We start from the raw sequence: 21,615 nt of genomic DNA, 5'->3' as shown, positions 1-21,615 counted from the left end.
CCTGCGCCTCCTTGCGAGCCGCGCCTCTCCACTGCACACATAACGAATCACCCGCGCCGAAACGCGGGATTCACAACACCGTTGTTGTCATCAGCAGTGCGCTCGTGGTGAGAGCGGGCAGCAAGTCTTCTGTTGACGTGATGTCATCATACTCGAACTACGCTCTTATTTCAAGCAACATAATATGAGAAATCTATAACGGTTTCTTATAATGACAGGCAATGATAATAGATTGTTTCTTGTGATCTTGGTCAATAGAGTGACGTATTATGTTGAGATTGTCTTGTGGATAATTGTGGATAACTTTTGTTGGGATCGGTGATCTGTAAAGCCACTGTTCGCATTCTGATGCACTCGGTGGCAATCAGAACATGCCAGTCGCCGGTGATGGTCTCATGTGGATAATGAGTGGACATACGGGGAGAAACACGTGGATAGCATCTCGCTTCGCTCATCCCTTATTCCTCACTTTCTGCAAGGGGTGGCAAGTCACTCAAACTGGTCAGACCAAAGGCTTGTAAAAAGGTTGGGGTGGTAGCATAAAGAATTGGTCGGCCAAGCGTCTCCATCCGACCGGCTTCACAGATGAGATCACGGCTGAGCAGTGCCCGTAGTGCCGCGCTACTATCGACCCCACGAATGGCATCGATCTGGGCGCGGGTAATGGGTTGGCGGTACGCGATGATCGCCAGCGTCTCAAGCGCAGCGGGGGAAAGACGCTGACTTTGCTGCGTTCCTAGAAAGCGTCTGACAATAGGAGCGGCCTCTGGGGCGCTAACGAACATATATTGATCGTTGTACCGTTGCAACCGAATTCCACGTTGTGCGTAGATACTGACTAATTCATCGATAACAGATGTGATCTCGGTGGGTGTGACGGCGAGGACTTTTGTCAGTTGTTCAAGGGTGACCGGCTCACCGGCAACAAAGAGAATTGCTTCCACCTGTTGTATCAGGCTGAGCTGGGAAGAGTCCGGCAAGAGGATCGGTTGTGCCGGTTGGTCATGGTGGTTTGGTGTCGTGGTCATTGCCGTTTCGTTCAGTGGTGCTGTGTCGTCTTTCATACGGGTTTCGTTTTGATGACAAAGATAGTCACGGTGCTCTCTGACCCATGCGGTCACATAGGTGCGCGGGCCTCTGGCCCGCATCCTGCGGTGAGCAGCTGGTACGCCTCACCTTTTCCTCAAGCTACCTTCCTTTCCCACCCTGAGCGAGGAAGGGGGAGTTTGAGACTGCTTTAGAACTCACCCCTACCAATTACTTCGACTTATTTTCTCTCTTCTATTTTCTTGGCTACTGCCAGGAAGGGGAAGAGCTTCTAAAACCCTCTAGCGTACCATCAGACAGACATCCGGTGGCTATCGCTTATGGTATCATATCGAATGCAATGACGAGAAGGAAAGGACATTCCCAATGAGCGAGCGCCGTAAAGGTATAGGCCGTCGGCAAGTAATTGCTGGATTCTTTGCCTTGCTTGGACTACTACTCATCTTCAACTATGCACCACAGGCATTAGCCGGTGATACGGTCGTCACGCGGATTGCACTTGCCGTACCACAGCCGGTGATTGCTTTTCCTTCCGCCTGGAGCCTGACAATCATTGGCTTTGTCATGCTGATAGCCGGTAGTCTAGGATTGACCAATCGTGTGCAACGCTGGGCTGATGTCTCCCTTTGGACGAGTGCAGTATTGCTGTTTCCCGCGATCCTAATCTGGGCGGCGGCAGGGAAGCAGACCAACGCTACGGTGATGCTGAGCGAGTCGTTGCGTCTGGGAACACCACTGGCCCTTGGCGCATTGGCCGGTATATGGGCTGAACGCTCTGGTGTGATCAACATCGCTATCGAAGGCATGATGTTGATGGGAGCAGCGTTTGGGTTCGCTATCTTCATTCTTACCGGCCAGCTCTGGTGGGGTGTCATCGGTGCGGTCATCGTCGGTGGCATCATAGCCTTGTTGCATGGTCTGCTCTCGATTTCGTTCCGCACCGATCAGATCATTAGCGGTACTGTCGTGAATATTCTGGCAATTGGCATAACCGGCTATCTGCGTCGTCAATACATCGTGACCGAGGGCGGTGGGCGAGTAACCTTGCCGTCGCTTTCAGCGATCATCGCAAACGCAGGATTCCCCGATCTGGCGCGTTCGCTTGAGGCAATTCCCATTGCGGGCACGTTGCTCTTCGGCGGGAAGCCGATTTTCTTTGCAATGCTCTTGCTGGTTGTTCTTACGCAGGTAGTGTTGTTTATGACCCGTTGGGGCCTACGCACGCGGGCAGTCGGCGAGAATCCCAAGGCTGCCGATACGGTAGGCATTGCGGTGAATCGCATGCGCTATATCAATCTCTTCATTAGTGGCTGTATTGCCGGTCTGGGTGGAGCATGGTTCTCGCTTGAGACGGTAGGGAACTTCGATGATGGCATGACAGCCGGTAAGGGGTTTATTGCGCTGGCGGCGATGATCTTTGGGAAGTGGATGCCATTTGGCGCCTTTGGGGGAGCAATGTTGTTTGGGTTTGCCGAGGCGCTTGGTACCCGCTTCCAAATCTTGCAAGTGCAGGTATTTGGGGGGCCGGTGCCGGTACAGTTCTTGCAGGTGATCCCTTACGTGGTCACGATGATTGTGCTGGCCGGTTTGATCGGGCGAGCAGTTGGTCCAGCGGCAGTGGGGAAACCCTACGAAAAGTAGGCAGCCAATAGCCAGAAGGTATCGGCAAGGCAAGAGAGATACCTCTGCCTTGCCTTACCGGCCTCGAAACCCGAAGCATCAGGCTAGACCTTCGGCTTCAAGCCATGCCTGAACATCGCTATCGGTCGGGTTGGCTTTGCCACCAGGAATGTAGCGATAGCGATCACCGTACCCCTCCATGACCTGATTACGGAGCGCTTCGGCCTCAGCGCTAGGATCGGTGTCGGGTACACGTAACACCTCACCGGAGTGCAGGTCGAGGTAAAAGCTAACGGCCGGGTCGGTTTCGCCTAAAGCGGCACGAATTTGATCTCGATTAATATTAGCGGCCACGGCTTCCTCCAGTGGATTGACGACGGAATACGGATCACCGTCGCATCACCAAAGATGGTACACGAACCTGCCCGCTCTTGCAAGTTGGTCGATAGCTGGATTAAATTGTAACATTTTTCTTAACGAGACGTATACTATTTGTGAGGAGTATTTGTGAGTGAGTCGCAGTCGGATGAAGTTGACCTGGTAGCCAGAGCCTGTAATGGCGATCAATCGGCCTGCGCGACGATTGTGCAGCGCTATACCGGTGTTCTATACAATCAGGCGTACCGCATGCTGGGCGACACGTTCGAGGCTGAAGATGCGGTGCAAGAGGTGTTTCTGCGGGCCTTTCGCAGTCTTCAAAGCTATGATCCGTCGCGACGGCTCGTCACATGGTTGCTCACCATTTGCTCGAACTACTGCATCGATCGCCTGCGACGCCGTCGGTTTAAGTGGCTAACTCTTGAAGATGTGGCCTTTTGGTTGCCAGGCGTACAACCAGGTCCCGAACGGAGTGTATTGCAACGTGCTGAACAGGAGATCGTGCAACGCGCACTTCAGCGCCTGCCAGAGAACTATCGCGGCGTGGCGATTCTACGTTTCTGGCACGATTTATCATACGAAGAAATCGGGAGTGTTTTGGGGTTGACGGAAGCGACGGTCAAGACCAGGTTACATCGGGCGCGCAAGTTGTTGCAAGAGGCGCTTGCCGCCGAGGAGGATTTATGGAACACGGAAGGGATGACGAGCTGACCGATGCGGAGCTGGCGGCAGCCGAGGCCGAACTGCGGATGTTACTGGCCCGTTGGGGTGAGCCACAGATGGTATCGCCTCCTGCTGATCTGTCAGCACGGATTGTAAGACGGCTGAGTAATCCTCCACCTAAACGCTGGCGCTGGTATCGTCTGTGGCCTGTGGTGCCCTTCCTGTTGGTGCTTTTGGGAATGTGGGGCTTGCTGATCGACAGTGATGCACCGGCGGCGCTCTTCGGCGATCCGGAAACCGGTGTCGGTCGCCTGGTCTTGACCTTAATCTTGATAGCTAAGCCGTTGTGGTATCTTTGGCTAGCAGCGGCGTGGTGGTTACTGCCAGGGTTGTTACTCTTGCTGAGCGTTGGATGGATGTGGTGGCGTCTCATCGCAGATGCACCGTTGGCTGAGGTTAGCTAGGATGTGGCAGCGTTGGTTGTGGATTGGCTTGGTGTGCGTGATGGTTTTATGGCTACCGGCGCCGGTTGCCGCTCAGGCACCGCTACCACCGGTTGTTATTTCCGCCGGTGAGCGCTATCAGGGTCATCTGGCAACGTTTGATCAGTCAATTGTGGTACTTGGTGAAGTTGACGGTGATGTTACAAGCTGGGCCGGTTCGATCACTGTACACGGCATTGTGCGCGGCGATGTAGTCAGTTACACCGGTACCGTTGAACTGAAAGCCGGTGCTGTTGTTGAGGGAAATGTCCTTTCCATTGCCGGGGGGGTGGTTGTCAATCCTGCGGTTCAAGTACGGGGAGCACTGATCGGGATAGAACCGCTGGCCGGATCAAACCTCGTATCGGCGCTGGTAGGGGTAGCTGGCGGGCAGCGAGCTATACGTCACTGGCTACCACCGGTGGTCAGTCATTTCGTCAGCGGGCTGGTGATCCTGTTTTTTAGTGTTGCGGTCGCCTTCATCTGGCCGCGACGTACTGCCGGTATTGGACGTACACTGCGAGCTGCACCGTTACGTAGTGCTCTGGTCGGAGTCCTCTCGACGGTGTTGATCCTGCTGATGTTGCCGTTTTTAGTCGGTCTACTGACCGTCAGTCTGGTCGGTTTGGTGCTCTTCATTCCGCTTATCATCTTGCTGCACATACCCTACATCATCGGCTTTACCGGTGTTGCTCGTGCGATTGCGGTCATGTGGGCGCCAGGGTGGGCACTCAGACCACCGCTGGCTGCTGCTTTCGGTGCCTGTGTTGTTCTGCTGCCCCTCATCCTGTTGAGCTTTGTAGCTCCTGTGTTCGCAGTGCTGTTGGGATATGCGATTGCCAGTTGGGGGTTAGGCGCGGTGTTTATCAGTCGTGGCGGTGCGCTACCGATCTGGCGTGATGGGTGGCAGTTAGTGGGTAGTGCTAACCGATACTGAGAACGTGATTGGAAACTCGTGGTTTTGATCAGCTTCCCGGCAAGGGCGTCGGCTGAGGTGGCGAGCAAATCAGCGCCTCATCAACAACCTGGGCTTTTGATGAGGCGCGACTATGGCATCTCCAGAATGGTGCGGGGAACGGTGGCGGGAAACGCCAGTGGCTCCTCGACGCGATGGAACCAGGTGGCACCGGGTTTAGCGCCGGTGCGGTGGAGCACGCCTGGTGTCCCTCACCTTTCCCCTTCCTCCCTTCCTCCCTTCCTCTCCTACAAGAGGAGAGGAAGGGGAACGTGAGGTTGCCGGCGCGAACGCATGTTGGCATCCTCTCACGCAATGGTTGCGCAGGTATGGTACGTTCCAGATAAGAAATTCAGGTTTTTGATCAGGCTCTCACGCCCTAGCTCCGGCAAGACCCACCAGCACCACAATCAGGAAACAGCTCAACAAGATGCCTAAAATAATCAACAGACTTGGATAGAGCAAGACAGCGAGCGTAGCTTTGCCGCTATCGAGGCGATGCACGACTGCTGTACCGCTAATCAGAATGATCAGCCCCCAGCCCCACGCAATCAGGCTGATCGGCAGGCTCAATACCGGAATAAAAGTGAGTGCGTCGAGGGCATGCGGTGCAACCGACAGTGAACCGACTGCTACCATCGAGCGGATTCCGCCTTGTCCACCTAATTGTCGGGCGGCAATGTGGGTAAGAACCACTGCCAGCAGCATATTACTCAGATAAGTGAACGGCATCGATACCGTCTGACCAAGGGCTTGTAAGAATAGACTGATCGGTCGTGGTAAGGGGGTGGGCATGGTGAACAGCTCGCGCAGCATATTGCCAATCTCTTCTTCACTCTCCGCGAGTACATCGATCACCTCGCGCTGTGCGGGTGTGGTGGCTGCTTCCTTTTGTTGTTCAAGCGCCTGCCGGTAGGCGGCAAGGATTGCATCAACAGTCTGGTCAGGATTAGTAACGCTAATCAGATTACTGGCGCTCTGGATGGCGCCGACCAGCAATCCGACCAGAAGAATAAGCAGAAAGCCACGTCGCACACCATCGGCTGAGTCACGCATCTCGGCAAAGACGCGCTGGTTGAGGGTTAATGCGCCGTTGAACGTATCCATGATCGACATATCAGCTCCCCTGGGCAGCAGCAACCAGTACTGCTATTCCCCCACAACTGATGACCAGAAGCAGAAGGCCAAGCAAGATTGGACCTAACAGTGCAGCCCAAAAGGCGCGCCACGCCGATAATTGATGGGCTGTGCGCAGACCAATATAACAACCGATCAGGCCCAGCAATGTAGTTCCGGCAATCTCGACAAATGGAAGAACCTGCGCGATAGCAAGCAGGTTCGCGCCGCTCGCCAGGGCGGTGCACCCCAGGGTTTGGGACAACGTCCCTTCGCCGCCAAGGGCGCGTGCTACCAGATGTGCGATAATGCCGTATATCAGCCAGCCCAGCAGATAGACGAAAGGCGTAATCAGGGCACCAATGATGCCGCTCCATTGCAAGATACTGAGGTTTGTTGCGAGCTGACTGAAAATCGGATTAAGGTCAACATCAGGGTTGATCCGCTGTAGTTCAGTGATAAGTGCCATGCGTTCCAGTGAGCGTTGCACGATGGCAAGTGCAGCTAACGGATCGGGACTGGCCAGTCTGCTCAACAGATTTCCGATCACTCCGGCGGTCCCAACCAGGATGCCCACTATCAGCACAACTAAAAAGCCTTCACGTAGCGCATACGGGTTATCACGTTGGGCACGGAACGTATTCACATCGAGCAGAAGACCAGCAGTACTAAGCCGAACAAGGTAAGCGAGTGACTCCATGGTGTTCCCTGTTTGTATGCGACGATCAATCAAGAGAACGTATCCACACAGCGTTACCGGGTCTAGCCCGTAGGTGAGTAAAGGTCATACCTTCACTACGCCTGGGTTCATTGTCCTCGACCCATGATTGTGGCGGCAATCCGCAATCTAAGCAAATTGGAAAACGGCAATTATACCGACTGTTTGCGGAGATACGCTGCCCCCTTACCCAGCCGGGTATTAATGGGCACACCGGCAGCGCAGAGGGGGCATGTCTCAGCCGGGTAACTCTCCAACGGCAACTCGGTGAGTGCGATTAGCTGCGAGACACCGAGATCGCTCGCTGTCACACCTCCCCGATTGCAGAGTGCGCCAATACCAACCACATGACCACCGTTTGCATTGACTGCATCCACAACCAGCCGTACCGATCCTCCGGTCGTGATCACGTCTTCAACCACCAATACCCGTTTCCCGTTAATATGGGTGTCGTATCCACGCCGAAAGACCCGTCGCTTTCCGGTTTCATCGTGCTCTTCTTCGGCGTACACGGCCAATACCTCATGACCGTACAGTTGGCTCAGATGGTAGGCCGTCCACTGTGCCATGATGACGCCGCCTATTGTCGGCCCGGCGACGGTCTCGATGTTGGCATCGGCGAAGCGACGTGCGATTGCCGCACCCACCAGACTGGCTGCGGTGGTGTGAGGGTAGAGTGCGTCTTTGTTGACATAACTGCTTCCGTGGCGACCAGAGGTATACACAATGTGGTCATTCGTGACAATTGCTCCTAATTGTTCGAGGATGGTCAGAAGTTTGTGCTCGTTCATAGGTTGTGACTGTACTGTTCAAGTTCAGAGACAATACGAGCGGCTGCGGTTGCCGGATCACCGATCGCCGGTGGCGGATTCGTTATTGGTCGTCCGATCACCAGGTAATCGGCGCCAGCCCGCAGTGCGTCTAGCGGTGTCATGACCCGCCGCTGATCGCCCTCGGTGGCCCACGACGGGCGGATACCGGGCGTTACAATCCGTATATGTGGACAGGTGGTGCGAATTGCGGCGACTTCGTGCGGTGAAGCCACGACACCATCAAGACCACAATCCTGCGCCATACGGGCTAAATGGACGACATAGTCGGTCAGTGGAGGTTGGATCTGTAGTTCACTTGCCAGCGCCGTCGCATCAAGACTGGTCAGCACCGTAACTCCTAGCAGGAGTGGACGGTACGGCATACTGTGCGCTGCCGCAACTGCGGCGCGCAGCATATCACGACCACCGAGACAATGTACAGTTAGCATCTGTACTGTCGGCCCTAGCTTACAGACGGCTCGCACTGCACCGGCGACCGTGTTTGGAATATCGTGCAGCTTGAGATCGAGAAAGAGATTTCCGCCGACCCCGGCAATGGCGCTGACAATCTGGGGTACCCCGACCGCTGTACATACCTCTAGTCCGACCTTGTAGCCACCGACCAGTCCACGCAGTTGTGTAGCCAGGGCTACTGCTGTGTCGAGATCGGGCGTGTCGAGGGCAACCAGTATTCGTTTTTGTGGAGATAAACTCATACGCAATCCAGTGTACGCTCGCTGTCGTCCTGTGAATGATCTCCTATGTCCTCGCGAACACATTTCTGCCAGCGGCTGGCGTACTCGATGACAATCGCAGACTAGCTCTTGCTACGTGTGTATCAGAACATACACGGCAACGCCAACTATTGTTGCTATCAGGTACAGTGCGAAGGCAATCCGCATAAACAATTTATAATTTTTGAAGCGCCAGCGCAATGGTAACCATTCATTACCGACCAGTACAACATATATGCCGAATAGCATGGCAACGGTACCAATCACTTCATGGGCTGGCATTGCCACAAATGCCGCTGTCGGCAAAGTAAGATTCTCATCGGGCGACACTGCAAGCAGGGAAGGTATCATCACTCCAAATACCAGTACCAGGTTCAGAGCAGCGGCGCCGGTTTGCACCCAGCGATGGGCTGTGTAGTATCCTTTTACAGCCAGGTATGCACCAACGGTAAACGCAAGGGCGACCAGGATACTACCAACCAGCGAAACATCTTGGGCGAAGGTAGCTTTTGTACCGAGAAAGCCGCTCATCACGATACCTTCCTGCTCTGGAGAATTGTACGATTGATCCGCCTGGGTAAGAACGGCCCGTGGTACACCAGACCGGTATAAAGCTGGATCAGGCTGGCACCGGCCTCCAACATCCGAAGTGCATCAGCGGGTGAGTGAATCCCGCCCACGCCAATAATCGGCAGTTGACCGTTGGTCAGACGAGCAATCAAGCGCACCACCTGCCGGGCACGTTCGGCCAGAGGATGTCCGCTCAGGCCACCGGTTTCGGCGGCCAAGGCCGGTTCAACGCCGGTTAATCCGCTACGGCTGAGAGTAGTATTGGTGGCAATAATACCGGCCACTCCATGATCGGTACAAACTTCGAGCAACTCTGCGATAGCATTATCGCTGAGATCAGGGGCAATTTTGACCAGCAGTGGTCGTGGGCCACGCTGATCACTGCGGCCTAACGCTGCGTTATCGTGTTGTAGTGCGGCTAACAATCCTCTGAGCTGGTCGGCATCTTGCAACTGACGTAAACCCGGTGTATTGGGAGAGCTGACATTAATCGCTATATATGCTGCGTATGGAAAGAGTAAGCGGAACGACTCGCGGTAGTCATCGATAGCATGTTCGAGCGGCGTGATTTTCGATTTGCCAATCGAGACGCCAATCGGCAATGGAGGCGGTTGCAGGTGGGCCAGACGTTCGGCCAGCGCAGCAGCGCCGGCGTTGTTGAACCCCATGCGATTGATCAGAGCTTCGTGGGTAGGAAGACGAAACAAGCGCGGTCGAGGATTCCCTGGCTGTGGGTGACGGGTCACTGTGCCAACTTCGACAAAACCGAAGCCGAGCGCCGCCCATGCCCTCAACGCTATGCCATCCTTATCCATACCCGCGGCCAGTCCTACCGGATTAGGAAATGACACCCCGAAGACAGTACGCTGCAACCGGGGATCGCGGATTGTCGTAAACTGTTCAAGAACCTGGCACAGGAAGCGCGAACGGCTGATCAGCGCCAGCATGTGAAGAGTACGTTCGTGCGCCGTCTCGGCATCACCGCCGCCGATCCGAAATAACATTGGGCGCAGAACATAACGGTACAGCATTGATTCAGAACGGTTCAACCCCCACCTCGGATAACTCGTCAGCAAATCGTTCAATATCGCGCGTTGTGCGCAGCCGATCAATACGACTGAGCAAACGCTTCCGATCGGCACTGTCGTCAATAACTGCTCGTTCGAGATATTGTTTCAAATAAAGTTTAATGATGGCCAATTGATCATCGGTTAGTGGTTCACCCTGTAGATATTGCTCAACTGCAACCGCCAGCTTTCCGGTAATTTCCTCCATCCAGAAACGAGGTGGACGGGCAACCGGAAACGGGTACGGATATTCAGGGTTGGGCACAAAGATCAGCGGGCCAATCACTTCTGCGTTATCAGGCAACGGATTGGTTGTCATAGCGCTTCCTAGTGAATTTGTAAGCCTAGTAAGCGATACAAACGATCAAAATCGAAATGGGTATCGAGCAACTCGGTGAAGCGACGCAGTTTTGCCTCCTGGTGAAAACGCACGCGCCCGAAGAGACGTTCAGCGCGATCAACCGTACTCAGGGTATCGTCGGCGACCAGAATGATCGGCACCTCTAATTCAGCAGCACGATCCATTACTTGCATTGATGGTCGGATATTACCGGTTAATACCAAGGCGTTCGTACTGGTTTGCAGAGCGATCAACTGCAAATCGCTGCGGTCGCCACCGGTAATAACCGCTTTATTCGCCCGTCGACGGAAAAACGAAAGGCTGGCTTCCGCGCCCATCGCCCCGATCATCAGTGAGTCGAGCATCTTCTCACCCCATTCTGGGCGGCCAATAATTTGCCCACCCAGATGTTGGGCCAGCTCGTTGACCGTCACCCCCGATAATAAGCGATCACGAGGTAAAATGCCCAGCACCGGAATCCCCCGGCTCTCGAGGAACGGTGTCACCCGATTACGCACGAACTCGCGGTGTGGTTCTTCTACCTGATTGATCAAGACCCCCAGCAAACGATCGCCGACGTAACGTTGTACCGACAGGATCGTATCGACTGACAATGTTGAGGTATAGCGGCACACCAGGAGACCGGGGGCCTGCAACATATCAGTTACCTGATCGGCAGTGAGATCAACCAGCGCGCCTTCAGCCCACGTGTTTGTTCCTTCCAAAACGACAATGTCTTTCTGGCGCGAGATAGCCAGATACGCCTCGCGGAGTGTCTTGACGAACGAATGCGGTTGCCCGCGCAGAATCGACTCGATCACCCCTGGCGTAATGAGCACTGGGGCGATTTGTTCCATCGGCGCATCAAGCCCGATGGTTTGACGGATGAACAGAGCATCTTCATCGAGCACTGCGTCGGGCGTGTGGGTTACCGAAACACTTACCGGTTTCATATAACCAACACGGAAGCCGTCTTGCTGCATCCGACGGAGCAGACCGACACAGACCGCACTTTTACCGACATAGGTTTCGGTCGAGGCGACATATAGTGTTGCCATCATTGCCTCCACTAGTTGAGGATGATCCGGGCATCGAGGACGATTGCGCCCTCGCCTTCGTGATGAACGACGAGTGGATTAATATCCATCTCGACAATTTCCGGGAAATCGGTAACCATTTGACTGACTCGCAGGATCGTCTCTTCGATGGCAGCGATGTCAGCCGGTGGTTCACCGCGTACACCGCGTAAGAGCGGATAAGCGCGAATTGAACGTATCTGCTCTTGCACCTCTTCGACGCTTAGGGGGGCAAGGCGGAAGGCAACATCCTTTAACACTTCAACATAGATGCCTCCCATTCCTACTGCGATCAGTGGCCCGAACTGGGGATCGCGTGTCATACCGACTAAGATTTCGCGGCCTTTGCGCACCATCTCTTGCACCAGTATGCCCCAAATGCGGGCGGAGGGCAAATACTTGCGTGCTCGATATTCAATTAGTTCAAAGGCGTCGCGTACCGCCGTTGCGTCATGTAAGCCGACTCGTACCCCACCAATGTCGCTTTTATGCAGAATATCTGGGCTAGAAATCTTTAGCACCACCGGATAGCCAAATTCATTAGCGATAGCGACGGCTTCATCGGGGGTCTGGGCCAACCGACTCCGCGGTAATCGCATCCCATAGGCTTCAATCACTTCCCGCGCTTCAATCTCACCCAATTCGACCCGACCGGCTGCGCGTACTTTGGCGAACAGATCGGCCACGCGCTGACGATCAACCGGAAAGGTGCGGTAGGTCGGCGCCGGACGTTGCTGCCAGAGCGACTGACGGTACATTGCGGCCAGTGATTGCACAGCTCGTTCGGGAAAGAGATAGTTAGGAATACATGCTGTATTCAGAGCCTCTACCGCACTCGTGATGCTAGCGCCACCCATAAAACTAGTGACAATTGGCTTGGTCGTCTGTTTACTCAGATCAATGATGAGCCGTGCCGTCACAAGCGGATCGGAGACAGCCTGCGGGGTAAAGAGGATAATCAGGCCATCAACGTTTGGATCGGCCAGCGCAGCCTCGATGGCCCAGGCATAACGGTCTGGAGTCGCATCACCGATGACGTCAATTGGGTTGAAAAAGTTGGCGTTGGGAGGTAGTTTCGCTTGCAGACGACGAATCGTTTCAGGGGTGAATTCGGCCATTGCCAGCCCACTTCGTTCTACGGCATCGGTAGCAATAATCCCTGGCCCACCGGCATTCGTAACAATCGCCACTCGGTTACCGCGAATCATTGGCTGATAGGCAAAGACCAGCGCCAGATCAAACAGCTCATTCATGGTGCGGGCACGCAGAATACCACTCTGCGCAAACGCCGTTTCGTAAGCGGTTTCAGAACCGGCCAGTGAACCGGTGTGCGAAGAAGCTGCCCGAGTACCGGCAGCCGTTGTCCCACTTTTGATGGCAACTACCGGTGTGACTTTCGTCACTTCACGCGCTACCCGAATGAAATTAGGACCGTCGTCAATTGCCTCTAGATAGGCAAGAATCACTTTGGAATGCTCATCGCGATTCCAGGCCTCTAGCAGCGTGACCTCATCGACATCAGCCTTGTTGCCGAGACTGACAAAACGCGAGAAGCCGATCCGTTGCTGATGACTCCAATCGAGAATCGCAGCACAGATAGCGCCTGATTGTGACATCAGAGCGATGTTTCCAGGGAGCGGCATGGCATTGGCAAATGAGGCATTCAACTTACTGATAGTGTCAATGATGCCCAGCGAATTGGGGCCAATCATGCGCATTCCGTAACGCCGCACCGTAGCCAGTAACTCTCGTTCGAGGTCACGTCCGGCGCCGCCAACCTCTTTGAAGCCAGCAGTGATCACAACCAGGCCACGTACCCCCTTTTGTCCACATTCGTTCACCGCAGCCAGAACATGTTGGGGTGGAATAACGATCACTGCCAAATCGACCGGGTCGGGAACGGCCATCACCGAAGGGTAAGCAGGGAAGCCGAGAACTTCGGTTGCGCGCGGATGGATTGGGTAGATGCGCCCTTGATAGCCGTGATCGATAATATTTTTTAGCACTCGGTGGCCGAGGCGTGCCGGATCGGGCGAGGCGCCAAACACGGCTACCGATTGCGGATTGAAGATTGCTTCTAACATGGTTTGGGTGCTCCTTTTTGCACACCTTGTCCTTTCATCATAACCGATACCTCGCCTGGCGACAAGCTGCACGTATCAGGTGTCAGGTCAGGGGATAGTGGTTTTCAGCTCATCATAAGTAGCGTGGAACATCCTCAAGTCGATGGGTGGTTTGTGAATTGTTCTTCCCGATTCGATCCGAATCATCACGTTTGGCAGGCGCAGCAAGGCATACCTGTTCTGTACCATCAGGGAGAACGGGTACAATCACTTGCCAGCTTCCGAGAGCGTGATCAGTAACCCAGGTTTCTGATCCCCCTCATGGATGCAGGGTACTGCAGGCGGTTACAAAATGCGGAATGTGGTTATCATCAATCGGTTGCCGGTGCAGGTGCGGTAGCCGGAGCAGGCAGTAGAAGAAGCCAGTGTTCGAGAGCACCCAACGTCAGCAGACTGGCTAAGAGGGCCAGCCGCAGTGCTGCTGAATCGCCGACGTGCGCGCCGACACTTAACCAGAGCATCACTGCCAGGAGCGTACTCACCGACACGCTGGGGCGAAAAAAGGCGCTCGGTGGGCCAGGACGCCAGTAGCTGGCTAGAAAGGACAGATGGGCTGGGAAGAGTTCAACCTGAAGGGCACGTACCCCGTACAAGACGTTCAGTTTTGCGCTTTGCTGTAAGGCCCAACTCAATCCAAACGTCAATGGGCCGAGCCAATGACTTGCATCTTGCAACAGCCAGATCAACAAACCCAATTCGAGTAAACAGCTCAGTTGATGATACAGATGAGTACCAAGTGCGTAGAAGAAGCGCTGGATGCCACGGGCATACGGGGGACAGGGTTGGCGACGAGGGCCGGCAAGAATGCCACTGTAGAAGGCTAACTCGTGCCAGGCCCAGATTAACAGACCGGCGGTAAAGGCACGATAAGCGCCGAGGTTGCTCAGGTCATGACGTGTGCTTAGGAGTTCACTGTGGGCAAAGAATAGCACCGGTAAACTCAAAAACACGGCCCATCCGCCTACCCATGGCCCGCGTCGGTTAAGCCAGATTAAACCTAATGTCAGCCCTATCCATAGTGTGACAGTGGTGAGCAGTGGTAGAAGGTAATAGAAAGCAATATCAGACCAGTTCATAGCCTGCACTTTCTGACAGTTTTTGCACTAATGTCATAATTGTACATGAAATAGCAGGGGTCGTAAAGGGTATGTTCTGTTTTTAGAGCTTTTTAACGTTTTCATCGTACCAGGAGCGCGGCAAGCAAAATGAGTACCGCAGTAGCAGCTCCTGTTCCGGCAGTGGTCTGCTGCCAGGTCTCCTTGTTGGTGCGCCGATCATGCCCGTCAGCGCACGGTAGGTAGGGTCCACCATCTCATGCCCTCCATCAGCAGGGAGGCATTCGCTGACCACGTCTTCCCGTCGCGCACTTGGCAGACCGTGTGGCAAGCCCCCTCATCTTCTCCCTTGTCTCCTTTCAACTCTTCCACGAGTGGAGAGGCAGGGGAGTGACTCGAGTGTACAGGGAGACAACCCTGGCGCTGCTGTCACCGATGATCAAAACACGTCCGCACGCATGGGGGGATCATACGCACATACCGTCATCGGAATGGCGATGGTCAACGGGCATTCGGAACCTATGGGTAGGGTGCGATGCTCCGCACACACCAATGTCAGGTATGAGAAGGTGTATGCACTGCGCAGCGCACGGATTGGTACGAATATAAACGAGGAGCCAAATTAGCTATAATATTAATAGCCGGATGATATGATGAGGTAGAACATGGTAACACTTGCGCTTCCACCGATTCAGCGATCTTGGGCACGTTGTCAGGCGCGCGGTCTCGAACCAACGCAAGCACCGCAAGCCGGAACGGTCAATCTCGTTGGATGGAGTCATCTGCGCACGCTGGTTCAGTCGTCAATTGAAGATTTGTACCAGATGAGTGAACATCCTGGCTTTGTGGTTGTCGTTTGTGACGATCAAGGGACTATCATCGATCTCGCCGGTGATAGTGCTGTGATGACGCAGGCGCAGCGGTACGGCATTGGTTATGGGATTAGCTTGGCCGAAGAGGTTGCTGGCACGAATGCGGTTGATCTTGCCTTACGCGAGGCTTTCCCCTTTCAGACCACCGGTGATGAACACTATTGTTATTGGTTGCAGCCATTTGCGCTGTCTGCTGCTCCTGTCTATAGCCCTGATGGCAAAGCGCTATGCGCATTAGCGATTCTCAACCGCGCTGAAGAGCAGCACCCGTATGCGCTCGGAATGGTGATCGCAGCGGCACAGGCTCTGCATAGTCAATTGCGCGCCGAGCGACTGCTTAATGAAGCAAACGACCAGCTTACCGAACTGTATGCAACGCTTGATTCGATCAATGAAGGTCTCATCTTTGTTGGACCAAACGGTGAGATTCGTCGCTTGAGTCGGCGCGTGGCGAGTATTCTAGGGATTAATGTGCGCTCGGCTGCTGGACGCTTGCTGGCCAGTGTGATTACGCCACCGCCAGCGATTGTTATGGCGCTACAGAATCTGAGTACACTAGAAGAACAAGAAGTCATCTGGCAGACACCAAATGGCCCACAGGCGATCATGTGCGATGTACGACCGGTGTGGGATCGTAGCCGACGTTATCTGGGCAGCGTGATTACGCTACGTCCGACAGAGAGTGTACGTCAACTGGTGCAGCAGATGGTTGGTGCACGAGCAACCTTCACGTTTCGTGATATTGTCGGCCAGAGTGAAAGTATGCGGCAAACATTACGGCAGGCCCGCATTGCCGCTGCTGGTCGTGGCGCAATTTTGCTGCGAGGTGAGGTTGGTACTGGTAAGGAAGTCTTCGCGCAGGCGATCCATAATGCGAGTAATCGGGCGGGTGGACCGTTCGTGCGGGTATCGTGTGCGGCCATTCCACGTCAGTTGCTCGATAGCGAACTGTTTGGAGTTGAGGGTACCGAACAACAACCCGGTCGTCCAGGCAAACTCGAGCTGGCGCATGGCGGTGTGTTGTATCTGGAGTCGATTGATGCTCTCTCGTTTGAACAGCAGACAAAGCTATTGCGGGCGATTGAGATGGGTCGGGTGATCCGCAGTGGAGGCACGCGCCCCATCCCGATTGATGTACGTCTCATTGTGCATGGGCATAGCCTCGAGCAACTGGTGGAAGAGGGACGCTTTCGGGGTGATTTATACGCTCGGATCAGTGCATTTGTCGTCGAAATTCCACCATTGCGCCAGCGTGGTGACGATATTATTTTGCTGGTGAACCACATGCTACGACGCCTGAGCGAGCAGATTGGCCGTCAGATCGCGTTCGATCCCGATGCGTTGGCGGCACTGCGGAGTTACCCGTGGCCGGGTAATGTTCGTGAACTGGAGGTTGTGTTAGAACAGATCGTGCAAACGACAGAGAAGAGTGTGCTCACGGTGGCCGATTTGCCGCCGGCAATTGCGCGCCATACAACCCCTCTCCTCCTTTCCGACAGTCCAAAGTTGGCTGAAACGCAAGAATTAAGTGAACGTGATGCCATTTTGCGGGCCGGTCGGGCGGCAAGAGGACGCTTGAGTCGAGCAGCCGCTCTGTTGGGGATCAGTCGAGCTACCCTCTGGCGTAAGATGATCCGTTATCGTATTTCACGGGCTGATATGCTGCCGTAGTCAGCGGTTCGGTATATAGGGGCTACGGCATGACATATTTGACCGGTCTTTACCGTTTGGTAATTTTGGCACTGGCCGTTAGTCTGGCGACCGGTGATGCTCTGGTGCCCGGTCATCAGATTACCCGACCGATTGCTGTTCGTACTCTACCGGCGACGCTGGCGATTGGCATCAATAGCCATCTTGCTACTCGCTATCCCGATGCGGCCACGATGCCAATTCCCGCCACCATTATTGCCGATCTTGGTGTGGAGTGGGTGCGCGAAGATATTCACTGGCATCGTATTCAGCCCAACCCCGAGACCTGGGATTGGGCTTTTACCGATGCTGCTCTCTCGGCATTGCACCGGCAGCGCTTGCAAATACTGGCGGTGTTAGGACCGGCGGTTGGCTGGGCAACCGCCGATCCAACCGATCACCCCAACCTCATATCATTTGCAGCCCCTGATGAAGCAGCGTTTGTTCGTTATGCGGCTGCGGTCGTTCAACGCTACAAACATATCGTGAAGCATTGGCAAATCTGGAACGAACCCGATCAGGCGCTTTTTTGGCGGCCAGCGCCGAACCCTCAACAGTACACCCGGCTGTTACTTGCTACTGCACAGACCATTCGGACGATTGACCCGACAGCAACAATTGTTTTGGGAGGTATCAATCCATTTGATACCGGCTTTCTGCATGCGATTGCTGCCTATGGTGGTTGGAATGCGTTTGATGTGATTGCCATCCATCCCTACGTTGATCCGCTCGACCCAGAAGAGGGGAATCTGATTGCGGCTGCTGATAGGGTACGAGCAGTTGCTGCGCGTTATGGTCAGAAGCCAATTTGGGCGACTGAAGTCGGTTGGGCGAGTGGGAAGAGTGATCGTGATGCACTCGGTCTGGTTGATGCGCTGCAACAGGCCGACCATCTCCCTCGTGCGTACCATGCGCTCTGGCAAGGCGGCGTAAGCCATGTGTTCTGGTACGCGCTCAAAGATGATCCCCACAATACGTATGGCCTGTTCACGTATGGGAATGGACGGGCAGACTTCAGAGGTACCAAGCCGGCTGCCGCAGCATTGCGGGCGCTGGCTTCATCGAAGCGCCGATCGGTGCCGGAACCATCGCGAGTGACGGTTCAGCTTTTTGAACGCCACACCAGGCAAACGTGGCAACGACCGGCACAGCCCAATGGTTCCGTCCAGGCGGTGAGAGGGGCATTCCACATTGTTTATCGCTTTACAACCCGTGATAACGACTACGTAGCCTTTGAGTTGCAGGACCCGATTCTCCTTCCTAACCACACCACGGCGCTCACGGTACGGCTGTTCGGAGATGGTAGTGGGCACTATCTCCGCTTCTGGCTACGCGATGCCGAAGGTGAGCTATTTACCATCACTGCCGGGATGATCGGGCCACCGGAATGGCAGACGTTGGTCGTGCCTGTTGGGTATCATTCCCTGCGGTCTGGTTATCTGGCCGGTGAAGGGAACCGACGGCCTGATTATCCATGGTATTTCGCTGCCATTGTTATTGATGACGAGTATGATATGTGGAGTGGGATAGGGGAAGTGCAGATCGACAGTGTTGCAGCACTGGTAGAACAAGAGTAGCCCAGGATGGGCCTAGGCTACTGCGCACGTTTTACCCGATAATTGACCGGTACAGATCAATCGTCTGGCGGGCAATCGCATCCCAGCTAAATATCTGTTCAACGCGGCGCCGTCCGGCCTGACCGAACTGGTGGCGTAACGCAGGATTCGCCAGCAAGCGATTAATGGCAACTGCTAGCTCAGCCGAGAACGCTGCAGGATCGACTGGATCGAAGCTGTCTGGTTTGAGATGGGGATCGACTAGCAAGCCAGTCTCCTCATGGACGACAACTTCCTTGATCCCCCCAACCGCTGAAGCAACCACTGCCGTTTCGCAGGCCATAGCTTCAAGGTTGATGATTCCAAACGGCTCGTACACACTTGGGCAACAGAAGACGGCAGCGTGCGAGTAGAATTGGATAACGTCCTGTCGTGGGAGCATCTCGCGAATCCAGATCACGCCAGGGCGTTGGGCACTGACGGCGGCTACCCGTTCTTCCATCTCGACTCCGATCTCTCTCGTGTCAGGTGCACCGGCGCAGAGCACGATCTGCGCTGACGGATCGATGTGTGGAATAGCGTTAACCAGGTGAATAATTCCTTTCTGACGGGTGATGCGGCCAACGAAGAGGACAAAAGGACGGCTGGGATCAACGTTGTAGCGTTCGAGAGCATCAGTGGCGCTCGTTTTGCGATATTCGTTGAGATCAATTCCATTGTAGATCACGTGAACCCGGTTGGGGTCAACGTTGAAGAGACGTAAAATATCGGCTCGCGTCTCTTTTGAGACAGCGATCACCGCATTGGCCTGTTCGATAGCGGTGCGTTCGATCCATGAACTGAGGTGATACGCATTGCCCAATTGCTCAACTTTCCATGGTCGGAGTGGTTCGAGTGAATGAATGGTCAGTACGTACGGAATGCCCCACAACTTACTGGCGAACAGGCCGGCCAGATCGGTGTACCAGGTATGGCAGTGAACGACATCGGCATCAAGCGTATCTTTAGCCATCGCCAGCGAACGAGCGACAGCATCAATTGCCCCGGCAAAGCGTGGATCGGTATTCTGGCGTGCTTCTTCCCAACGTGGATAGCCGCGTACCTTCAGGTTTGGCGTTTCAATCTGTTGATCGCCGAAGCAGCGTACTTCAACCGGTACAATCCTGGCCAGGGCCTGGCTCAGGTATTCGACATGAACACCGGCACCACCGTAAATGTATGGCGGGTATTCGTTGGTAAAAAGAGCTACACGGCGTAATTCAGCCATAATTTTCCTCATGTACTTAGGGTATAGTAAACACTGTAATCTCAGTATACATGGTTTTCTGGCGCGCAAAGCAGTCTGGATCGCGTATAATATCCCGAAAAGGAATGCTAATGATGATAGAGCTTTTCATTCGTGGTCTGATATTTGGGCTGGCAATTGCAGCACCAGTTGGTCCAATTGGCCTACTCTGTATCAGACGCACAATCACCGATGGTCGGTTGGTCGGTTTTGTCAGCGGTTTGGGTGCTGCCACTGCTGATGCGCTTTACGGAAGTGTCGCAGCGTTGGGTTTGCAAGCACTGAGTTCGTTGATATTCAGCTTGAATGCGGCATTGCAGATCGTTGGTGGCATGGCGCTGATCTGGATCGGCCTTACCACAATGATCGCCCGACCAGTGCCGGTTTCTATTGAGTCGACCCCGACACGGCGTCGGTTGTTGAGTGCCTATTTTTCTACCCTCTTGTTGACACTGGCAAATCCGGCAACGATTCTTATCTTTACCGTTATCTTTGCCGGTCTTGGCACTGTTGGTAAAGGGGGGATGGGGCTGGTGTTGGTCGTCGGCGTAGCTTGTGGTTCAGCCCTCTGGTGGACACTGCTAAGCGGTGGGGTTAGTCTGATGCGACAGCGAGTAACCGTGCCGGTACTGCGCCTGATTAACCTGGTGTCAGGGTTGGTCATTATCGGTTTTGGAGTGACCGCTTTGCTGAGCAGAGATATGTGAATGCTATGCACGTGGTGATTGTGGCAAATGCACCGGCGGTTGATGTAGCGCCATACCGCAGTCTGATCCAGGCTGCCGACCGATTGATTGCCGCCGATGGCGGAGGGACAGCTCTGTTCCGAGAGGGCTATGCTCCTTCCTTACTCATCGGCGATCTCGATTCGATTATACCTGAAGCGCTGGCTGCGTATCAGGCACAAGGGGTTGTGATCGAACGGCACCGACCCGACAAAGACGAGACCGATCTGGAGTTAGCGTTGCTGGCTGCGGCCAGAATGGGGGCGACCCGGATCGATGTGATTGGCGCGCTAGGTGGCCGCTGGGATCAGTCGCTGGCGAACGTGATGCTGTTGGGGATGGATGAGTTGCGTGAACGACGGGTGCGCCTTATCGATCTACCACAGCAGATCTGGCTGGTGCATGACGAGAGTATCATCCCCGGTCTCGAAGGTGATACCGTGTCATTACTCCCCTTTGGTGGTAATGCGCATGGCATTACGACAGAAGGTCTGGCCTATCCGCTTCATAATGGGACCCTTTACTATGACCGGGCACGCGGGGTAAGTAACGTGATCGACAAGTTACCGGCACGAGTTTCGGTTAGGCAGGGGAGATTGCTCGTGGTTCTGATCAGCCGTTCGCCGCTTGTGTAGGGACGACGGAGAATAGTGCAACATTTGCAGCAGCTCGCACGCATACCGTTGCACGGTGAGCGAAAGACAAAGGTTGGGGAAAAGAGATTGAATGTTC

Annotated in this window: 21 protein-coding genes; 8 read left to right on the top strand and 13 right to left on the bottom strand. The window is 54.5% G+C overall.

The window, feature by feature from the left end; all coding sequences use genetic code 11:
- Positions 1 to 458 precede the first annotated feature (458 nt).
- Positions 459 to 1,064 carry an SMC-Scp complex subunit ScpB gene (gene scpB / locus QTO31_RS13005; protein ID WP_035418770.1) on the bottom strand — a complete coding sequence of 202 codons (606 nt, stop codon included), beginning with the start codon at positions 1,062 to 1,064 and terminating at the stop codon, positions 459 to 461.
- Positions 1,065 to 1,413: 349 nt separating this feature from the next.
- Here scpB and QTO31_RS13000 point away from each other — a divergent pair, with 349 nt between their 5' ends.
- On the top strand, positions 1,414 to 2,688 hold the full coding sequence (locus tag QTO31_RS13000; protein WP_301429423.1) for an ABC transporter permease: 1,275 nt from the start codon (positions 1,414 to 1,416) through the stop codon (positions 2,686 to 2,688).
- Between the two features lie 78 nt (positions 2,689 to 2,766).
- Here QTO31_RS13000 and QTO31_RS12995 read toward each other — a convergent pair whose 3' ends face one another.
- Complete coding sequence (locus QTO31_RS12995) at positions 2,767 to 3,021, bottom strand: hypothetical protein (RefSeq protein WP_028460346.1); 255 nt, start codon at positions 3,019 to 3,021, stop codon at positions 2,767 to 2,769.
- Between the two features lie 153 nt (positions 3,022 to 3,174).
- Here QTO31_RS12995 and QTO31_RS12990 point away from each other — a divergent pair, with 153 nt between their 5' ends.
- From QTO31_RS12990 to QTO31_RS12980, 3 genes are read left to right on the top strand one after another with little or no spacing between them, the layout of a single operon-like run.
- The gene (locus QTO31_RS12990; protein WP_035418768.1) at positions 3,175 to 3,756 is read left to right on the top strand and encodes an RNA polymerase sigma factor; all 582 of its coding nucleotides are present in this window, start codon (positions 3,175 to 3,177) and stop codon (positions 3,754 to 3,756) included.
- Positions 3,729 to 4,172 carry a hypothetical protein gene (locus QTO31_RS12985; RefSeq protein ID WP_301429420.1) on the top strand — a complete coding sequence of 148 codons (444 nt, stop codon included), beginning with the start codon at positions 3,729 to 3,731 and terminating at the stop codon, positions 4,170 to 4,172. The genes QTO31_RS12990 and QTO31_RS12985 overlap by 28 nt, the downstream gene beginning before the upstream one ends.
- Before the next feature lies 1 nt (position 4,173).
- Positions 4,174 to 5,127 (top strand): polymer-forming cytoskeletal protein, encoded by a 954-nt coding sequence (locus QTO31_RS12980; protein ID WP_031457929.1) that lies wholly within the window; start codon positions 4,174 to 4,176, stop codon positions 5,125 to 5,127.
- Positions 5,128 to 5,517: 390 nt separating this feature from the next.
- On the opposite strand, the gene QTO31_RS12975 is transcribed toward QTO31_RS12980, so the two are convergent.
- The 10 genes from QTO31_RS12975 to puhE all read right to left on the bottom strand — a co-directional run bounded on the left by QTO31_RS12975 (position 5,518) and on the right by puhE (position 14,777).
- A complete protein-coding gene (locus QTO31_RS12975) occupies positions 5,518 to 6,261 on the bottom strand; it encodes a Yip1 family protein (protein ID WP_031457928.1) in 744 nt (247 codons plus the stop codon).
- Position 6,262: 1 nt separating this feature from the next.
- The gene (locus QTO31_RS12970; protein ID WP_031457927.1) at positions 6,263 to 6,961 is read right to left on the bottom strand and encodes a YIP1 family protein; all 699 of its coding nucleotides are present in this window, start codon (positions 6,959 to 6,961) and stop codon (positions 6,263 to 6,265) included.
- A gap of 170 nt (positions 6,962 to 7,131) precedes the next feature.
- Positions 7,132 to 7,770, bottom strand: coding sequence for a phosphoribosyltransferase family protein (locus QTO31_RS12965; RefSeq protein ID WP_031457926.1), 639 nt, complete (start codon positions 7,768 to 7,770; stop codon positions 7,132 to 7,134).
- Positions 7,767 to 8,507 (bottom strand): orotidine-5'-phosphate decarboxylase, encoded by a 741-nt coding sequence (gene pyrF, locus QTO31_RS12960; protein ID WP_301429418.1) that lies wholly within the window; start codon positions 8,505 to 8,507, stop codon positions 7,767 to 7,769. The genes QTO31_RS12965 and pyrF overlap by 4 nt, the downstream gene beginning before the upstream one ends.
- A 111-nt stretch (positions 8,508 to 8,618) precedes the next feature.
- The gene (locus QTO31_RS12955) at positions 8,619 to 9,056 is read right to left on the bottom strand and encodes a hypothetical protein (protein WP_301429417.1); all 438 of its coding nucleotides are present in this window, start codon (positions 9,054 to 9,056) and stop codon (positions 8,619 to 8,621) included.
- Complete coding sequence (locus tag QTO31_RS12950; protein WP_301429416.1) at positions 9,056 to 10,144, bottom strand: quinone-dependent dihydroorotate dehydrogenase; 1,089 nt, start codon at positions 10,142 to 10,144, stop codon at positions 9,056 to 9,058. Before QTO31_RS12950 ends, QTO31_RS12955 begins: the two co-directional genes overlap by 1 nt.
- Positions 10,131 to 10,481 (bottom strand): hypothetical protein, encoded by a 351-nt coding sequence (locus QTO31_RS12945; RefSeq protein WP_031457922.1) that lies wholly within the window; start codon positions 10,479 to 10,481, stop codon positions 10,131 to 10,133. The genes QTO31_RS12950 and QTO31_RS12945 overlap by 14 nt, the downstream gene beginning before the upstream one ends.
- An 8-nt stretch (positions 10,482 to 10,489) precedes the next feature.
- Positions 10,490 to 11,560, bottom strand: a complete 1,071-nt coding sequence (locus QTO31_RS12940; RefSeq protein ID WP_031457921.1) for a phosphotransacetylase family protein — start codon at positions 11,558 to 11,560, stop codon at positions 10,490 to 10,492.
- A gap of 11 nt (positions 11,561 to 11,571) precedes the next feature.
- Positions 11,572 to 13,662, bottom strand: coding sequence for an acetate--CoA ligase alpha subunit (acs, locus tag QTO31_RS12935; protein ID WP_301429413.1), 2,091 nt, complete (start codon positions 13,660 to 13,662; stop codon positions 11,572 to 11,574).
- Between the two features lie 350 nt (positions 13,663 to 14,012).
- On the bottom strand, positions 14,013 to 14,777 hold the full coding sequence (puhE, locus tag QTO31_RS12930; RefSeq protein WP_031457919.1) for a putative photosynthetic complex assembly protein PuhE: 765 nt from the start codon (positions 14,775 to 14,777) through the stop codon (positions 14,013 to 14,015).
- A 644-nt stretch (positions 14,778 to 15,421) separates the two neighbouring features.
- Here puhE and QTO31_RS12925 point away from each other — a divergent pair.
- Together QTO31_RS12925 and QTO31_RS12920 are read left to right on the top strand one after the other, a co-directional pair.
- A complete protein-coding gene (locus QTO31_RS12925) occupies positions 15,422 to 17,299 on the top strand; it encodes a sigma-54-dependent Fis family transcriptional regulator (RefSeq protein WP_031457918.1) in 1,878 nt (625 codons plus the stop codon).
- A gap of 29 nt (positions 17,300 to 17,328) precedes the next feature.
- The gene (locus tag QTO31_RS12920; RefSeq protein ID WP_301429412.1) at positions 17,329 to 18,894 is read left to right on the top strand and encodes a glycosyl hydrolase; all 1,566 of its coding nucleotides are present in this window, start codon (positions 17,329 to 17,331) and stop codon (positions 18,892 to 18,894) included.
- Between the two features lie 31 nt (positions 18,895 to 18,925).
- On the opposite strand, the gene glgA is transcribed toward QTO31_RS12920, so the two are convergent.
- Positions 18,926 to 20,140, bottom strand: a complete 1,215-nt coding sequence (glgA, locus tag QTO31_RS12915; RefSeq protein ID WP_301429410.1) for a glycogen synthase — start codon at positions 20,138 to 20,140, stop codon at positions 18,926 to 18,928.
- Positions 20,141 to 20,250: 110 nt separating this feature from the next.
- Here glgA and QTO31_RS12910 point away from each other — a divergent pair, with 110 nt between their 5' ends.
- Positions 20,251 to 20,865: a LysE/ArgO family amino acid transporter gene (locus QTO31_RS12910; protein ID WP_236631091.1), complete on the top strand. Its 615-nt coding sequence runs from the start codon at positions 20,251 to 20,253 to the stop codon at positions 20,863 to 20,865.
- Between the two features lie 5 nt (positions 20,866 to 20,870).
- Positions 20,871 to 21,518 (top strand): thiamine diphosphokinase, encoded by a 648-nt coding sequence (locus tag QTO31_RS12905; RefSeq protein WP_031457914.1) that lies wholly within the window; start codon positions 20,871 to 20,873, stop codon positions 21,516 to 21,518.
- Positions 21,519 to 21,615: the final 97 nt, after the last annotated feature.

The sequence above is a fragment of the Chloroflexus sp. MS-CIW-1 genome, assembly GCF_030444705.1.
Classification (GTDB): domain Bacteria; phylum Chloroflexota; class Chloroflexia; order Chloroflexales; family Chloroflexaceae; genus Chloroflexus.
This window is presented reverse-complemented; position numbering and strand designations above follow the sequence as displayed.

Excerpts from the sequence above, each read along its gene's own strand:
- QTO31_RS12905 (WP_031457914.1), top strand. The coding sequence starts at position 20,871 with ATGCACGTGGTGATTGTGGCAAATGCACCGGCGGTTGATGTAGCGCCA.
- QTO31_RS12955 (WP_301429417.1), bottom strand. The coding sequence starts at position 9,056 with ATGAGCGGCTTTCTCGGTACAAAAGCTACCTTCGCCCAAGATGTTTCG.
- glgA (WP_301429410.1), bottom strand. The coding sequence starts at position 20,140 with ATGGCTGAATTACGCCGTGTAGCTCTTTTTACCAACGAATACCCGCCA.
- QTO31_RS12940 (WP_031457921.1), bottom strand. The coding sequence starts at position 11,560 with ATGGCAACACTATATGTCGCCTCGACCGAAACCTATGTCGGTAAAAGT.
- pyrF (WP_301429418.1), bottom strand. The coding sequence starts at position 8,507 with ATGAGTTTATCTCCACAAAAACGAATACTGGTTGCCCTCGACACGCCC.
- puhE (WP_031457919.1), bottom strand. The coding sequence starts at position 14,777 with ATGAACTGGTCTGATATTGCTTTCTATTACCTTCTACCACTGCTCACC.
- QTO31_RS12975 (WP_031457928.1), bottom strand. The coding sequence starts at position 6,261 with ATGTCGATCATGGATACGTTCAACGGCGCATTAACCCTCAACCAGCGC.
- QTO31_RS13000 (WP_301429423.1), top strand. The coding sequence starts at position 1,414 with ATGAGCGAGCGCCGTAAAGGTATAGGCCGTCGGCAAGTAATTGCTGGA.
- QTO31_RS12910 (WP_236631091.1), top strand. The coding sequence starts at position 20,251 with ATGATGATAGAGCTTTTCATTCGTGGTCTGATATTTGGGCTGGCAATT.
- QTO31_RS12920 (WP_301429412.1), top strand. The coding sequence starts at position 17,329 with ATGACATATTTGACCGGTCTTTACCGTTTGGTAATTTTGGCACTGGCC.
- QTO31_RS12985 (WP_301429420.1), top strand. The coding sequence starts at position 3,729 with ATGGAACACGGAAGGGATGACGAGCTGACCGATGCGGAGCTGGCGGCA.
- QTO31_RS12965 (WP_031457926.1), bottom strand. The coding sequence starts at position 7,770 with ATGAACGAGCACAAACTTCTGACCATCCTCGAACAATTAGGAGCAATT.
- acs (WP_301429413.1), bottom strand. The coding sequence starts at position 13,662 with ATGTTAGAAGCAATCTTCAATCCGCAATCGGTAGCCGTGTTTGGCGCC.
- QTO31_RS12945 (WP_031457922.1), bottom strand. The coding sequence starts at position 10,481 with ATGACAACCAATCCGTTGCCTGATAACGCAGAAGTGATTGGCCCGCTG.
- QTO31_RS12925 (WP_031457918.1), top strand. The coding sequence starts at position 15,422 with ATGGTAACACTTGCGCTTCCACCGATTCAGCGATCTTGGGCACGTTGT.
- scpB (WP_035418770.1), bottom strand. The coding sequence starts at position 1,064 with ATGAAAGACGACACAGCACCACTGAACGAAACGGCAATGACCACGACA.
- QTO31_RS12970 (WP_031457927.1), bottom strand. The coding sequence starts at position 6,961 with ATGGAGTCACTCGCTTACCTTGTTCGGCTTAGTACTGCTGGTCTTCTG.
- QTO31_RS12980 (WP_031457929.1), top strand. The coding sequence starts at position 4,174 with ATGTGGCAGCGTTGGTTGTGGATTGGCTTGGTGTGCGTGATGGTTTTA.